The following is a 15,231-nucleotide window of genomic DNA, read 5'->3' as shown; positions in this document are numbered from 1 at the left end:
CGCTGAGGAAAGGTGAGGATCCGATGGCGAAGGCAGCACGCCGGGCGACGCGCGAGGTGCCGACCAAGACCCACCCGGAGATCGCGGGCCCGCCGCGGGCCCGCATGACCCTGGACGTGGGCAAGCTCGAGAGCGCCCTGCGCAAGGCGGTCGAGGGCGAGGTCCGCTTCGACACCGCCTCCCAGGGCCTTTACGCACAGGACGCCTCCAACTTCCGCCAGGTCCCCATCGGCGTCGTCATCCCCCGCACGTTGGACGACGTGGTCGCCGTGCACAAGATCTGCCACCGGTTCGGTGCGCCCGTCCTCAACCGGGGCGGAGGCACCAGCCTGTCCGGCGAGACGGTCAACGAAGCCGTCGTGATCGACCACTCCAAGTACCTCACCCGCATCGGGAAGATCGACCCCGATCGCCGCTTGGTCACCTGTGAGCCGGGCGTCATCAACGAGGAACTGAACCGGCACACCGGCCGCTACAACCTGGTCTTCGGGCCCGACCCGTCCTCCCACTCCCGCTGCGTCATCGGCGGCAACATCGGCAACAACTCCTGCGGCATCCACTCGGTGCAGTCGCAGTTGTACGGACCCGGCCCCCGGACCAGCGACAACACCCACGCCCTTGAGGTGGTCACCTACGACGGCGCCCGCTTTTGGGTCGGCGTCGACGAGGAGAAGGACCTCGACCGCATCATCGCCAAGGGCGGCCGCAAGGGCGAGATCTACGCCGCGCTGCGCGACCTTCGCGACAAGTACGCCGACGCCATCCGGGCCGGCTTCCGCTCAGCCGAACAGGTGCCGCGCCGGGTCTCCGGCTACAACCTCGACGAACTCCTGCCGGAACGCGGCTTCAACGTCGCCCGCGCCCTGGTCGGCACCGAGAGCACCTGCGCCACCGCCCTGCAGGCGGTCCTCATGCTCACCCCCGCCCTGCTGCAGCGCACCCTCGTCGTCGTCGAGTACGACGACCTCGCCGACGCGGCCGAACACTGCATGGAGATCATCGAGCATTTCAAGCCGATCGGACTGGAGGCGCTCGACGACGAACTCATCCGCGACCAGCAACTGCAGAACATGAACGTGGAGGACATCCAGGAGCTGCCGCGTCTCGGCGGCGGCGCCTGGCTGCTGGTGCAGTTCGGCGCGGACACCGCCGAGGAGTCCGTCGGCCAGGCGCACCGTTTCCTGCGGTGGCTCACCGAGGACAAGGGGTACGAGCGGGACCGTGTCCGGGTCGCCAAGAGCAAGCAGGAGGGCGGCACCAGCGAGCACCTGTGGGCGATCCGGGAGAGCGGTCTCGGCTCGACCGCGTTCCCGCCGGACGGGAAGGACCACTGGCCGGGGTGGGAGGACTCGGCCGTCCCGCCGGACCGGATCGGCGAGTACGTGCGCGAGCTGCGCAAGGTGATGGACCGGCACGGCATCAAGGGCGCCATGTACGGCCACTTCGGGCAGGGCTGCATCCACTGCCGGCTCAGCTTCGACCTGCGCACCGCCGACGGCCTGGCGACGTACCGGGCGTTCATGGAGGAGGCCGCCGACCTGGTCGTCTCCATGGGAGGCTCGGTCTCCGGGGAGCACGGTGACGGCCAGCAGCGCGGCGAGTTGCTGGAGAAGCAGTACGGGCCCGAACTCGTCCAGGCCATGCGGGAGTTCAAGGCGATCTGGGACCCGCAGGGGAAGATGAACCCCGGCAAGGTCGTCGATCCCTACCGGATGGACGAGAACCTGAAACTGGGCACCGACTACAACCCGCCCCGGCACCGGACCAAGTTCGCCTACGAGGAGGACGGCGGGGACTTCGCCCACGCGACGCTGCGGTGCGTCGGGATCGGCAAGTGCCGGGTGCCGCAGGCCGAGACGACGATGTGCCCGAGCTACCAGGTCACCCGGGAGGAGAAGCACACCACCCGCGGCCGGGCCCGGCTGCTGTACGAGATGCTCCAGGGCGAGGTGATCACCGACGGCTGGCAGTCCAAGGAGGTCGCCGAGGCGCTCGACCTGTGCCTGGCCTGCAAGGGCTGCACCAACGACTGTCCCGTCAACGTGGACATGCCCACCTACAAGGCGGAGTTCCTGTACCACCACTACAAGTCGCCCCGCCGCCGGCGCCCCCGCCATGCATACGCCTTCGGGTTCGTCGACCAGGCCGCCAGAATCGCCTCACGCGTTCCGGAAGCCGTCAACCTCGTCACCCATACCCCCGGACTGTCCCACCTCGCCAAGCTGGTCGCGGGCATCGACCGCCGCCGGCCGCTGCCCCGCTTCGCACCCATGACGCTCCAGGAGTGGTTCACCCGGCGCGGCGGCACCGCCAATCCGAGCGGGCGGCCCGTGGTCCTCTTCCCCGACACGTTCAACAACCACTTCCACACAGACGTGGGGGTGGCCTGTGTCGAGGCGATCGAGGCCGCGGGCTGGCGGGTGATCATGCCGGAGGAGCACATCTGCTGCGGACGGCCCCTGTACGACTACGGCTTCCTGGACACCGCCGAACGCTACCTCCACCGGGTCCTGGACGTCCTGCGGCCCCATCTCAGGGCCGGCACACCGATCGTCGGCATGGAACCGAGCTGCCTCGCCGTCTTCAAGGACGAACTGCCCAAGCTGCTCCCGCACGACGACGACGCGAAACGGCTCACACGCAGCGCCTACCACTTCCCGGAGTTCTTCCAGACGTTCGGCATCGACCCTCCCTCCCTCAAGGGCAGGGCGTTGCTGTGGGGCCACTGCCACCAGCGCGCCACCGGCGGCATGAGTCCCGAGCAGGAGCTGCTGGAGAAGATGGGCCTGGAGGTGGAGAGCCTCCAGGGCGGGTGCTGCGGACTCGCCGGATCCTGGGGCTTCGAGTCCGGCAAGTACGAGATCTCCATGGACTGCGGCGAACAGGCCCTGCTGCCCGCGATCCGCGACGCCGACAAGGACTGCCTGATCGTCGCCGACGGTTTCTCCTGCACCACCCAGATCAAGGACGCGCGCACGGGACGGCAGGCCCTGCATGTGGCCGAAGTGATGAAGATCGCCCGCGACAGAGGCGCCCAAGCCATCACGCGACGGCCCGAGCGCGGTGCCGCCCGCAGGTCGGCTCCGCCCTGGCGGGAACGGGCACTGCGGGTCGCGGTGGCGGCCGCAGTGGTGGCCGCCATCTCGGCAGCAGGGGTCCGTGCGGTGCGCCGCTGAGCCGCGGTGATGCGGGCCGGGCCGGTCACCGGTTGACGCGCGGCCACCAGTGATGCTCGCAGAACCAGCGGCCGAACAGCGCGCCGCCGAAGACCACGAACCCGACACCGGTCAGCCAGGACTCCAGCACGAGGACGACCCCGAGCGGTCCGTAACTGACCGCGTTGCTGACGATGAGCGGCGTGAAGACGAGATAGGAGAAGACCCGCAGACCGATCAGACCGACCATGGTGGCGAACGCGCCCGGCAGCAGGTCTCGCCAGCGGACCTGACCGCCCAGGAGGAAGCGCTGGCCCCACCAGAAGAACAGCACTCCGGTCGCGAGGGACACCACGACCCGCAGCCATCCGTGCAACGCCAGACGCGTCTGCACCTCCTGGTAGAGGTAGGCGGTGAGCACGATGAGCCAGGTGGCCTGGCGCCAGATGCGGTGCCACGGGCCGGGAGGCAGGTTCCAGATCCGCTCGTAACCGTTCTGGACGCTCCCGCCGAAGGACACCCCGAACACGGCGAGCAGAATCCCGCCCCACACGCTGGTCGCGCTGATCACCTTGCGCGGCGCGGTGGTGATGTCGGTGACCACGTGCGCGGAGCGGCCGGACAGCCCCATGCCGTCGACCAGCCACGTCGTGAAGCCCCCGTGCGCCAGAGGGTCGGCGGCCGCCACCACGATGAGCAGGGGCGCCAGGGTCACCAGGGCCAGCGTGGCGAAGCCGAGGGCGCGGTGCATCAGCTCCAGTTCACGGCCGCGCCGGACCAGGTCGTACGTCTTCAGCCGGTCCCACACGTGGTGCACGGCCTGCCGGGCCAGTTTCACGGCCTGTTCCGCGATCATCCTCCCGCTCCCTGGGGCGCCCCGCCGATGCCTGACGGGTGATCGGGGGACGGGTTGACAAACGTGGGACCGCCCGGGCGCACCCGCCGTGACCTGACGGGATCACCCCGGATCACATCACCTTGCGCTGGACCGGGGCCGCGAGGGCCGGGGCGGTGTCCGGAGGCGAAGGTCCGCCGGCGGGCGGACGACCGGCCGACGGCGGGCGGACGATCGGCCGACGGCGGGTGGGCGACCGCCCGAGGCCCGCCGTGCCGCGTCCGCGACGTCCGCCGTCACTTCGAGCCGGAGAACCGGGCGAGCGGCCCCTTGTGCCGGAGCAGGGCGTATCCGATGCCGAGCCCCAGGGCCACCGGAGCCTCGAGAGCGCCCGCGACGGCCAGCGCGCCGATACCGACGTACAGGGGCAGGCCGTGCGCGGCGGGCAGGACCCGGCGCGCGGCGGCCACAGGAACCGCGACGGCGTTGACAGCCCAGGTGGCGGCCTCGCCGAACGAGGGGACGGTCAACGTGATCGTGCGCTTACCGGAGGCGGCGGGCTGTTTCCTCTCCGGCCGTCTCACGGCCGATTGCCGCACGACCGGCCGAGTCGTGACGGCCTGCCTCACGGCCGCCTGCCTCGTGGTCGCCTGCCTCGCTGCCGCCTGCCTCGTGTTCGCCTGCCTCGTGACCGGCCGTTTCGGGGTCGACTGCCGCGCGACCGACCGCGTCGCAGACGACTGCCGAGCGGTCGACTGCCGAGCGGTCGACTGTGTCGTCGTCGCCCGGCTCGTCGCCCGTCTCGTCTTCGGCGGTGTCGCGGCCGCCTGTCCTGTCGTCGCCCGTCTTGTCGTCGCAGGCCTTGTCGCCGACTGTCTGGCGGCCGGCTGTCTGGTCGTCGTTTGCGTGGCGTTCGGCCGGCCGGCGACCGGCCTACGGGCGCCCGACGACGCGTCGGAGCGCTGCCTCGTGCGCGCCGAGGCGGTGGGCTGCGCCGCCTTCGTGCTGCTCGTCACCGTGCGTCTCTGAGCGGTCTCCACCGAGCGCTTCTGTGTGGACTTTCGCGCGGTCTTCGGCGTGGTCACGGTTCACATCCGTTCGTGGGTCCGGGACATCGCCCCCCACCGAGGCAGACGGTACCGGCGGGGAAAGGGGCCTGCGAGCCGGGAAGCCGTTCGGATCAGCCCGCCGGGCGGGCGCTTCGGGTGGGCGCGATGATCGGATCCGTACGAGGACCGGCCCGCTCGGGAGGTGGCACCGATGTCGCTGCTGTCAGGGACGCGCCTGCCACTGCCGGGCCCGCTGGCCGACGGCCTGGCCGCCGGAGCCCGGGGTGCCGCGGAGGCGGCCGTGACGCTGCTCGGCCTCGGCCGACGGGACGTGTGGTCCCGCCCGGGCCGTTGCCACATTCAGGTCCGTGGCGTGCACGGCCCCCGCGGCATCGGGGTCGGCCGGATCGTGGAGCGCGCTCTGGAGGAGCACCCCCGGGTGCTGTGGGCGCGCGTGAACGCACCGGCGGAACGGGTCGTCGTGGAACTGGCCTCGCCGCCGCCGTCGCGGCAGGAGCTGCTCCGGATCGTCGCCCACGCCGAGGCCCACGGGGCCGCCGCCACCGCGGACCCCGGCGAGCACGACGAATGGTGTCCCGAACCGCACCACCCCTGTCAGGCGCCGCGCAGCCGGCCCACACTCCCGGTCCTCGCCGCGGACATCGCGGGCCTGCTCCTCACGGTCGCCACGCGCCTGTCGCCGTGGACGCCGCTGCCGGCCGAGGCGGGGGCGCTGGCCACCGCCGTCCAGTGCCATCCCTGGCTGCGCAGACTGGTCACCTCAGGCCTCACGGAACTGGAACGCCCCGAATCGGTGGTTCTGACGCTCAACGCGCTCGTCCAGGGCCTGGCCACCCGCGGCGGAGGACTGATGCTCGACACCGCGCAGCGCATCGCGCAGTGGCGGGAGGCGAACGCGACCCTCGAGGCGTGGGCGGACGCCGAGCCGCGGCTGGTGCGGGGACCGGAGCATGCGCAGGCCGAACCCGTCGTCGTGGAACGGCCCCGGCTCCACCGCGACGTGACGGCACGTTACGCCGAACGGGCCATGGGGGCGGGCGCCGCCGTGGGCGCCCTGACCGCACCGTACGCAGGACCGCGGCGCGCGCTCGCGGTGGCGCTGGCCGGCATGCCGAAGGCTCCCGAGGCCGGGCGGGAGGGCTTCGCCACCAGCCTCGGCAGGGTCCTCGCACTGCGCGGCGTCGTGGCCATGGACCGCGGTGCGCTGCGCCGCCTGGGCCAGGTGGACACCGTGGTGCTGGACGTGGACGTGCTGCGCGGTGGGCGGTACGAGCTGACCGACCTGGTGCCGCTCGACGGCGCCGACACCGAACAGTGCTCCGACCGGCTCTTCGCCCTGTTCGACCCGGCCGCGCCGACACGGATCCGGCGCGACGGCGAAGGCTGGGTGATCGGCCCACTGGAGGACCTGGAGCTGACCGGCCGCACCGGGCGCCCGGCCGCCGAGCGGCTGCGGTCCCGGGGCAGCGAACGGGTGCTGGGACTCGCCCGGCGGCGCCGCCTGATGGCCGTCGCGGGCGTGGCGACGCAGACCCTTCCGGGCACGCAGGCCCTGGCCGCGGCCGCCCGGCGTTCCCAGATCCGTGTGGTCCTCGCCGGAGACCGGACCGACCCGCGGCTCGGTTTCGTCGACGCGACGGTGCCCTCGGGGCGCCACCTGGTGGCGTCGGTGCGGGCCCTTCAGGCGGACGGCGCGGTGGTGCTGCTGGTGTCGGGCAACCGCCGTGCGCTCGCGGCGTCGGACTGCGGCATCGGCGTGCACCGGGACGGGGAGCCGGCGGCCTGGGGCGCCGACCTGCTGGTCGGCACCGATCTGGAGTCCGTCGCGCTGATCCTGTCCGGCGTGGGCGTGGCCCGCAGGGTCGACCGGGACAGCGCCGTGCTGTCCAGCGGCGGCAGCGGCATCGGCGCGGTGGCGGCGTTGCGGGCACCGGCCGCCGAGGCGTGCTCGCGCGGGCAGGCGGCCTGCAACACGGCCGGGGCGATCGCCTTCTGCCTGGGCGTCTGGCGTGCCCGGCAACTCTGCTCCCGGCCCGTCACACCCTCCGTGGCGACCGTGCCCTGGCACCTGATGCCGCCCGCGCGGGTCCTTCAGAGGCTGCGGACGTCCGCCGACGGGCTCTCCCCGCAGGAGGCCGCCGCGCGAGCCAAAGGCCCCTCGGGGACAGGTGCCGCGCCGCACACCACCCTGCTGTCCGCGTTCGTCGAGGAACTGGCCAACCCGCTGACTCCGGTGCTCGCGGGCGGGGCCGCCCTGGCCGCCGCCGTCGGGTCCAGGGCGGACGCCGCACTGGTCGCCGCGGTCACCGCCACCTCGGCCCTGGTCGGCGCTGTGCAGCGGGTCCGCACCGAGCGTGCCCTCGCAGAGCTGACCGCCCGCTCCGCGGTCGGGGCACGGGTACGGCGCGGTGGCGTCGAGCGGCTGGTCACCGCCGAAGAGCTGGTGCCGGGGGACGTCGTCGTGCTGAGGCCCGAGGACGTGGTGCCCGCCGACTGCCGGCTGCTGCACGCCGAGGGACTGGAGGTCGACGAGTCGTCGCTGACCGGAGAGTCCCTGCCCGTCGCCAAGACCCCGGCACCCGTGGTCGCCGCGCAGCTCACCGAGCGCTCCTCGATGCTCTACGAGGGCAGCACCGTCTCCGCCGGCGAGGCGGTCGCCGTGGTGGTGGCCACCGGCGCGGCCACCGAGGTGGGGCGCACCATGGCCACCGCACGGGAGGCAGCACCGGTCACCGGCGTCGAGGCGCGGCTGTCGTCGCTGACCAAGGCCAGCCTCCCCGTGGCGACGGCGTCCGCGGTGGCGGTGGCCGGGGCGGGACTGCTGCACGGGCGCCCGCTCGCCCAGAGCATCACCTCCGCGGTGAATCTGGCCGTCGCCTCGGTCCCCGAAGGGCTGCCGTTCCTCGTCAACGCCGCCCAACTGGCCTCCGCGCGCCGCCTGGCCGAGCAGGGAGCCCTCGTCCGCAACCCGCGCACCATCGAGGCACTCGGCCGGGCCGATGTGCTCTGCTTCGACAAGACCGGCACCCTCACCGAGGGCAACCTCCAGCTCGTCGCGGTCGGCGACGGAGAGCGGAACGTGTCCGTCGACCGGCTGGGCCCACGGCACAAGGCGATCCTGTCCGCGGCGCTCCGAGCCACCCCCGCCGTCCGGCAGTCCGAGCCGATGGCCCACCGGACCGACCGGGCGGTGGACACCGGGGCCCGCCGGGCGCGGGTGTCGGTAGGCCGCGGCGCGCCCGGCTGGCGGCGCACCGGCACCCTGCCCTTCGACCCGTCCCGGGCCTACCACGCCACGGTGGGCCGCACCGCCGGCTCCACCCTGTTGAGCGTCAAGGGCGCCCCGGAGACCGTGCTGGCCCGCTGCTCGCGCAGACGCCGGAACGGGGCCGAGAGCGCGCTCGACTACGCCGGGCGCAGGGCACTCGCCCGGGCCACGGAGGAGCTCGCCGACGGGGGCCGCCGCGTCCTCGCCGTGGCCGAACGCACCCTGGGGCAGGGCGAGGAGCTGACCGACGACGCGGTGCGGGACCTCGTCTTCGTGGGCTTCGTCGTCCTCGCCGACCCGGTGCGCCGTTCGGCCGCGCCGCCACCGCCCGGCTGCGCGCGGCGGGCGTGCACACCGTCCTGCTCACCGGCGACCACGCCGCCACCGCGGAGGCCATCGCGGCCTCCGTCACCGGCGAGCCGCACCAGAAGGTCTGCACCGGGCCGGAGTTGGACGCGCTCGACGACGAGGAACTCGACGCCCTGCTGCCCACGGTGGACGTGATCGCGCGGTGCACCCCGCACCACAAGGTCCGTATCGTCGAAGCGTTCCAGCGGCTCGGCCGCGTGGTGGCGATGACCGGCGACGGCGCCAACGACGCCCCGGCCATCCGGCTCGCCGACGTAGGCATCGCCCTGGGGCGGCGCGGCACGCCCGCGGCGACGGCCGCCGCCGATCTCGTCATCGGTGACGACCGTCTGGAGACGATCGTCACCGCGCTCACCGAGGGCCGGGCGATGTGGACCTCGGTCAGGACCGCGCTGGCCATCCTGATCGGCGGCAACCTCGGCGAGGTCACCTTCAGCGTGCTCGCCTCGGCCGTGGCGGGCAGCTCACCGCTCAGTGCCCGTCAGATCATGCTGGTGAACCTTCTCACCGACCTCGCCCCGGCGCTGTCCATCGCCGTCCGCACGCCGGCCGAGAGCACGGGGGAGAACCTGCTCCGGGAAGGACCGCACCACTCGCTGGGCACCTCGCTCACCCAGGAGATGGTGCAGCGCGGGCTCACCACGGCTCTCGGCGCGGGCCTCGCCTGGACGGCCGCCCGGTTCACCGGCACGCGCCGCCGCGCCGCCACGGTGGCGCTGGTCGCGGTGGTCGGCACCCAGCTCGCCCAGACCCTCACCAGCGGCGGCGCCGACCTCCAGGTGCTCGCCGCCACCGTCGGTTCGGCCGCCGTGCTCGTCGGGATCGTCCAGACCCCGGGCATCAGTCGGTTCTTCGGTTCCACCCCGCTCGGCCCCGTCGGCTGGGGCACCGCTGTGGCGTCCATCGCGACCGCCACGCTCCTCCACGGGACGCTCAAGCCCCTGTCGCAGCGCCTGGCCGGTGCGGGATGGCTGCCCGCCTGGGGCGAGGACGCCGGGGCCGAGGCGCCCGGGGAGGCCGTGCCCATGCCGGCGGCCGCCGCCCTGACGGCCTGGCTGAGCGGTGCGCTGTCCCGCCTGGGCCTGCCGGTACCCGGGACGGGCACTGTCGTCGCGTGAGCGAAAAGCCGGTCCCGCGTTCCTGTCACTCCTCGGGCGCGTCCTCGTCCACCCGGTACGCCTTGGTCCAGGTGGCGCCACAGCGGCAGCGGGACGACTCGATCAGTTCGCCGTTCTCGCTCACACTCAGACCGTGTCCGATGCGCACGTGAACATGTTCACCCACGGCGCGTCTCCTCTCGCTGACGGAAGCCGGCGGAAAAGCCATTCAACGAGATGCCGCGGTGCTGAGTAAGAGGGCGTTCGCATGGTGAGACGTTTCGAGAAACGTGCGGATTCGTCCCGGACGTCAAAATGGAAGGGAGGAAGCGTTATGGCACGGATACTCGTCGACCGCGAAGAACTCGTCGTACGCCTGAGGTGGCGGGAAAGGGCGGCCGCCCGCCGGGGCGACGTACGGGTGCCGCTCGAGGCGGTACGCCGGGTGACCGTCGAACCGGACTGGTGGCGTGCCCTGCGGGGAGACCGCCGGCGGGGGCTGTGGATCCCCGGGACGCTGTGCATCGGGACGCGGGGCCATCCCGGCGGAGAGGACTTCGTGGTGGTGCGGCCCGGCGCGCCCGCCGTGTGCGTCGCCCTGCGGCCCGGCGCCCCCTTCCGCCTCCTTGCCGTCTCGGTGCCGGACGGCGCCGAGGCCACGGCGCGACGACTGCGCCGGCTCGCACCCGGGATCGACTCCTCGACCCGCGCGCGGGAGGCGATCCCCGTCCCGGGGGAGAGCTGACCGCAGGACCCGCGGCGGACCGCCGACGTGGGTTGCGGCCCCTGTCGCAGGGGCGTTTTCTGGAAGTGACCGGCGGTGAAAGAGCGCGAACGGGGCCACGGCACAGCCCGAGGGCCCGCGCCTGTAGTGCCTCCCCCGGTAGCGGCTCCGTCCCGCCGCCGTCAGCCGGATTCGACGCGGAGGTGACGCAGGTGAAAGCCGTCGTCTACGAGAAGCCCTTCAGCGTGGCTGTGAGGGATGTCCAGGATCCCCGGATCGAGCACCCGAACGATGTGCTCGTACGGGTCACGTCGACCGCGATCTGCGGTTCGGACCTGCACATGTACGAGGGCCGCACGGCGGCCGAGTCGGGCATCGTCTTCGGACACGAGAACCTCGGCATCATCGAGGAGGTCGGCAGCGGCGTGACCTCCCTGTCCGAGGGTGACCGGGTCGTGATGCCCTTCAATGTCGCCTGCGGATTCTGCAAGAACTGCCTCGTGGGAAAGACCGGTTTCTGCCTCACGGTGAATCCCGGGTTCGCCGGCGGCGCCTATGGATATGTGGCGATGGGCCCGTTCATCGGTGGTCAGGCGGAACGGCTGCGGGTGCCCTACGCCGATTTCAACTGCCTGAAACTGCCACCCGGTGAGGAGTTCGAGACCGATTTCGTCCTGCTCGCCGACATCTTCCCGACCGGTTACCACGGATGCGAACTCGCCCAGGTGTCCCCCGGGGAGAGCGTGGCCGTGTATGGTGCCGGCCCGGTGGGTCTGATGGCCGCCTACTCGGCCTTGCTGCGCGGGGCGTCGAAGGTGTTCTCCGTCGACCGGGTGCCCGAGCGGCTCGCCAAGGCGGAGGAGATCGGGGCCGTCCCCATCGACTTCACCAAGGGCGACCCTGCCGAGCAGATCAAGGAACAGACGAACGGAGAGGGCACCGACAAGGGCGTGGACGCCGTCGGCTACCAGGCCCAGGCGCACGACGCCAGCCACGAGGAACCCGCCATCGTCCTCAACGAGCTCGTGGAGACGGTGCGGCCCACCGGCATGCTCGGTGTACCGGGCCTGTACGTGCCCTCCGACCCCGGCGGACCCGACGAGCACGCCAAGCGGGGGCAGTTGCTGGTCTCCATCGGCCGGATGTTCGAGAAGGGTCAGCAGATGGGCACCGGCCAGTGCAACGTCAAGCGGTACAACCGCCAGCTGCGCGACATGATCATCGCGGGGCGGGCCAAGCCCAGCTTTGTGGTCTCCCATGAACTGCCGCTGGACCAGGCGCCGCAGGCGTACGAGAAGTTCGACAAGAGGATCGAGGGCTACACCAAGGTGGTACTGCACCCCGGTCACGCCCTCGCGGCCTGAGCGACGGGTCCGGGCGCGAACGGGCGGCCGGACCCCGTCGGTTCTGGTTGCCGGAGACGACGATGGCCCGACCCGAGGATCGCCGGCCGATCGTGGCCGGTGTCGACCCCGATCCCGCCAAGCGTTGGGCGCTCGCCTGGGCGGCGGACGAGGCCGCCCTGCGCCGTGTGCCCCTGCGTCTGGTGCACGCGGAGACGCTTCCCACCGCGGGGATCAGGAGATGGGAGCCGCCGCCCTCGTGGGAGGCCTGCGCCCGAGCGCTGCGGGAGGCGGGGGAGCAGGTGCTCAGGGCGGCGGTGTCGTTCGTGGAGGCCCGGCAGCCGGGGATCGAGGTGTCCGGCCTGCCGGCCGAGGGCGACCCGGCGTGGGTCCTGCGGGAGCAGGGACACGACGCGGCGGCCGTCGTCCTCGGGTCATGGCATCTGAGCCGGGTCCGGGAGGTCTTCTCCGCCTCGGTCACCCTGAACGTCATGGCGCACGCCCGTTGCCCTGTGGTCGTCGTGCCCGAACCGCAGGACACCGTCCATCAGGACGAGTACTTCGTCGTCGGCGTGGACGGCAGCGCGCGTTCCGCTGCCGCCGTCGACGTGGCCTTCCAGGAGGCCGCCCTGCGCGGGGCCGGGCTGTGCGCGCTCTACGTCTGGCAGCCGGGGCTGCTCGGGGTGCTGGACGAGCACGCGGCCCGTCAGGACTGCCGGCGGCTGCTCCACGAGACGGTGGCCGATCGCGGCGCCGCGTACCCGGACGTCGCACTGCATCAGGAGCTGGTCGGCGGCCATCCCGTGAAGGAGCTGACCGACTCCTCCGCCCACGCGCTCGGTCTGGTGGTGGGCACCCGCGGGCACGGCGACTTCGCCGGCATGCTGCTCGGCTCGGTGAGCCAGGGCGTGCTGCACCACGCGCACTGCCCCGTCGTCATCGTGCCGCACGACCTCCACGCATGAGCCGTCAGGATCCTGCTCCGGTGCCGGTACCGGTGGCGGCGCCGGTCTCGGTGGCGCCGGTCTCGGTGGCGCCGCCCTGATCTTCCTGCCCGGGAACCTCTCCCGGCACGCGGACCGGTGGCGTCGCGGCCCGCAGATCCTCGACCGCGCGCTCCGGAAGGTTTCCGTCCGACTCCCGCCGCTGCTCACCCTCCTGCCTCAGGACGTCCAGGACGGCCGAGCCGTCGATGGTCTCGCGGCTGACGAGCAGGCCGGCGAGCCGGTCCAGGGCCCGGCGGTGCTCCCGCAGCAGCCCCGTCGCCCGCTCCTCGGCCTCGCGCAGCAGGCGTGCGGCCTCCTGGTCGATGATCCGCTGGGTCTGTTCCGAGTACGGCTGCCGGATCGAGTCCTCCGGGGTCTCACCCAGGTAGTGCGGGCCCGCGGCGGCGTAGCCGACCGGGCCGAGCGCCGAGGACAGGCCGAAGTCCCGCACCATGCGGGTGGCGATCTGGGTGGCCCCGGCCAGGTCGTTGGCGGCGCCGCTGGAGCCTTCGCCGAAGACCACGAGCTCGGCCGACCGGCCGCCGAGCCGCACCGCGAGCAGATCCGTCAGATAGGCCTCGCTGTACAGATGGCGTTCGGCCTCGGGCAGCTGCTCGGTCACCCCCAGCGTCATGCCCGACGGCAGGACGGTGACCTTCGCGACGGGGTCGGCGTGCTCGCACAGCGCGGCGACCAGGGCATGCCCCGACTCGTGGACGGCGACCGAGTGGCGCTCCTCCGGGAGCAGGGCGTTGGACGCCTCGCGACGGCCCAGCAGGACCCGGTCGCGGGCGGCGTCCAGGTCGTGCGCCTCGATCAGCACGCGGTCGGCCCGTACAGCGTTGATGGCGGCCTCGTTGACCAGGTTGGCGAGGTCGGCGCCGGAGAAGCCGGGTGTGGCTCGGGCCACCGTGCCGAGGTCGACGTCGGACGAAAGGATCTTGCCCCGGGCGTGGACGGTGAGGATCGCGGCGCGCTCGGCCTGGTTGGGCAGGGGGACGGTGACCTGCCGGTCGAACCTGCCCGGGCGCAAGAGGGCCGGGTCCAGCGCCTCCGGCCGGTTGGTGGCGGCGAGCACGACGATGCCGGTGGACTGGTCGAAGCCGTCCATCTCGGCCAGCAACTGGTTCAGGGTCTGCTCTCGTTCGTCGTTGCCGCCGATGTGACCGCTGCCCGAGCGGCGCGCGCCCACTGCGTCCAGCTCGTCGATGAAGATGATCGACGGCGCGCGCTTGCGGGCCTCGTCGAACAGGTCCCGCACCCGGGAGGCGCCCACGCCGACGAACATCTCCACGAACGCGGACCCGGTCACCGACAGGAACGGGACGTCCGCCTCACCGGCGACCGCACGCGCGAAGAGCGTCTTGCCGGTGCCGGGGGGTCCCACCATGATCACTCCGCGGGGTCCCTTGGCGCCGGCCGCCGCATAGCGCATGGGGTTGCGCAGGAAGTCGACGACCTCGCTGATCTCCTGCTTCACCCCGTCGTATCCGGCCACGTCGTCGAACCGGGTGGTGGGCCGCTCCGCCTCGATGATCTTCGCCCGGGAGCGGCCGATGGCGCTGAGCCCACCGGTGACCGAGCGCGCGGCGCGGCGCCCGAACCACCAGAAGGCGCCGACCAGGAGCAGCAGCGGGAGGAAGGTGACGAAGAACGACAGGAACGGGTTGCCGCCGCTCTTGCTCTGTGAGGCGGTGATCTGCACGTGCTTGGCCTGGAGCTGCTGCTGCAGCGACCCGGTCCCCAGTGCGGTGGGCAGCTGGGTGGTGAACTTGGTTCCGTTCTTCAGGCTGCCGCTGACCGCCCCCTTGTCGTTGATGTCGACCGTCCTGACCTGCCCGGCACCGACCTTGGCGGTGAAGTCGCTGTACGTCAGGTGGGCCGGCGGGGTCCCCGACGGGGCGCGCACCAGCATGATGACGACCAGGAAGGCCAGCCACAGCAGCGGAACGATCCACCACTGCCGGCCCCCCGGCGTGGGCCGCTGGTTCCCGGGCGGCCTCGGCGCGTCCCGGGGCGGCCCGGACTTGGCCGGCGGCGTGAGATGCCGGTGCGGCATCCGCACTCGCGTGATCACCACCCACCGCCTCCTCCCACCAGTGCGATGTCACCCGGCGCCCGGCGGCGGGGCATTCCCGGGTCACTTCTCATGGTCCCTCGCCCGGCCCCGGAACGGCGCCCGGCCGGGGTAAGCCGGCGACGAATCCGGAGAAGGAAGAATTGCCGGTCGGTGTAGCCGACATCAACAGTGGCCGGTCCCATGCGCCTTCGTGCTCCTGTGCGCCCCCCGGGAAAAGCGCGCGGGAAGCGGGCGGCGGGTTGGACTGGGCAGGACAGGACTCATGCTCCACGTCCGAGGAACGTTCACCGATTTCCTGTGTCGA

The 15,231-nt window shown here is 72.5% G+C and carries 10 protein-coding genes and 1 pseudogene; 7 read left to right on the top strand and 4 right to left on the bottom strand.

The genetic code is table 11. The features are described from left to right. Positions 1-23: 23 nt before the first annotated feature. A complete protein-coding gene (locus tag N8I84_RS05230; RefSeq protein WP_263228434.1) occupies positions 24-3,176 on the top strand; it encodes an FAD-binding and (Fe-S)-binding domain-containing protein in 3,153 nt (1,050 codons plus the stop codon). Positions 3,177-3,201: 25 nt separating this feature from the next. Here N8I84_RS05230 and N8I84_RS05225 read toward each other — a convergent pair whose 3' ends face one another. After that, positions 3,202-4,011, bottom strand: coding sequence for a ribonuclease BN (locus tag N8I84_RS05225; RefSeq protein ID WP_263228433.1), 810 nt, complete (start codon positions 4,009-4,011; stop codon positions 3,202-3,204). Positions 4,012-4,286: 275 nt separating this feature from the next. Further along, entirely contained in the window at positions 4,287-4,520 is a 234-nt protein-coding gene (locus N8I84_RS05220) for a hypothetical protein (RefSeq protein ID WP_263228432.1), read from the bottom strand. A gap of 1 nt (position 4,521) precedes the next feature. On the opposite strand from N8I84_RS05220, the gene N8I84_RS05215 reads away from it, so the two are divergent. From N8I84_RS05215 to N8I84_RS05205, 3 genes and pseudogenes are all read left to right on the top strand, one after another. Continuing rightward, positions 4,522-5,019 (top strand): hypothetical protein, encoded by a 498-nt coding sequence (locus N8I84_RS05215; protein ID WP_263228431.1) that lies wholly within the window; start codon positions 4,522-4,524, stop codon positions 5,017-5,019. A 231-nt stretch (positions 5,020-5,250) separates the two neighbouring features. Next, positions 5,251-8,373, top strand: a pseudogene (locus N8I84_RS42675) (HAD-IC family P-type ATPase); the annotation flags it as partial. Positions 8,374-8,675: 302 nt separating this feature from the next. Further along, complete coding sequence (locus N8I84_RS05205) at positions 8,676-9,815, top strand: HAD-IC family P-type ATPase (RefSeq protein ID WP_263228430.1); 1,140 nt, start codon at positions 8,676-8,678, stop codon at positions 9,813-9,815. 25 nt (positions 9,816-9,840) lie between these two features. Here N8I84_RS05205 and N8I84_RS05200 read toward each other — a convergent pair whose 3' ends face one another. Then, entirely contained in the window at positions 9,841-9,981 is a 141-nt protein-coding gene (locus N8I84_RS05200) for a hypothetical protein (protein ID WP_263228428.1), read from the bottom strand. Between the two features lie 147 nt (positions 9,982-10,128). On the opposite strand from N8I84_RS05200, the gene N8I84_RS05195 reads away from it, so the two are divergent. The 3 genes from N8I84_RS05195 (at position 10,129) to N8I84_RS05185 (ending at position 12,826) form a co-directional block, all read left to right on the top strand. Then, positions 10,129-10,539, top strand: coding sequence for a hypothetical protein (locus tag N8I84_RS05195; protein WP_263228427.1), 411 nt, complete (start codon positions 10,129-10,131; stop codon positions 10,537-10,539). 191 nt (positions 10,540-10,730) lie between these two features. Beyond that, complete coding sequence (locus N8I84_RS05190) at positions 10,731-11,882, top strand: glutathione-independent formaldehyde dehydrogenase (RefSeq protein WP_263228426.1); 1,152 nt, start codon at positions 10,731-10,733, stop codon at positions 11,880-11,882. A 62-nt stretch (positions 11,883-11,944) separates the two neighbouring features. Continuing rightward, positions 11,945-12,826: a universal stress protein gene (locus tag N8I84_RS05185; RefSeq protein WP_263228425.1), complete on the top strand. Its 882-nt coding sequence runs from the start codon at positions 11,945-11,947 to the stop codon at positions 12,824-12,826. A 4-nt stretch (positions 12,827-12,830) separates the two neighbouring features. Here N8I84_RS05185 and ftsH read toward each other — a convergent pair whose 3' ends face one another. Next, positions 12,831-14,927 carry an ATP-dependent zinc metalloprotease FtsH gene (ftsH, locus tag N8I84_RS05180; protein WP_263228424.1) on the bottom strand — a complete coding sequence of 699 codons (2,097 nt, stop codon included), beginning with the start codon at positions 14,925-14,927 and terminating at the stop codon, positions 12,831-12,833. Positions 14,928-15,231: the final 304 nt, after the last annotated feature.

The sequence above is a fragment of the Streptomyces cynarae genome (assembly GCF_025642135.1).
GTDB lineage: Bacteria > Actinomycetota > Actinomycetes > Streptomycetales > Streptomycetaceae > Streptomyces > Streptomyces cynarae.
This window is presented reverse-complemented; position numbering and strand designations above follow the sequence as displayed.

Bases quoted from the DNA above. Each gene is read 5' to 3' on its own strand.
- N8I84_RS05230 (WP_263228434.1), top strand. From the start codon at position 24: ATGGCGAAGGCAGCACGCCGGGCGACGCGCGAGGTGCCGACCAAGACC.
- N8I84_RS05185 (WP_263228425.1), top strand. From the start codon at position 11,945: ATGGCCCGACCCGAGGATCGCCGGCCGATCGTGGCCGGTGTCGACCCC.
- N8I84_RS05195 (WP_263228427.1), top strand. From the start codon at position 10,129: ATGGCACGGATACTCGTCGACCGCGAAGAACTCGTCGTACGCCTGAGG.
- N8I84_RS05225 (WP_263228433.1), bottom strand. From the start codon at position 4,011: ATGATCGCGGAACAGGCCGTGAAACTGGCCCGGCAGGCCGTGCACCAC.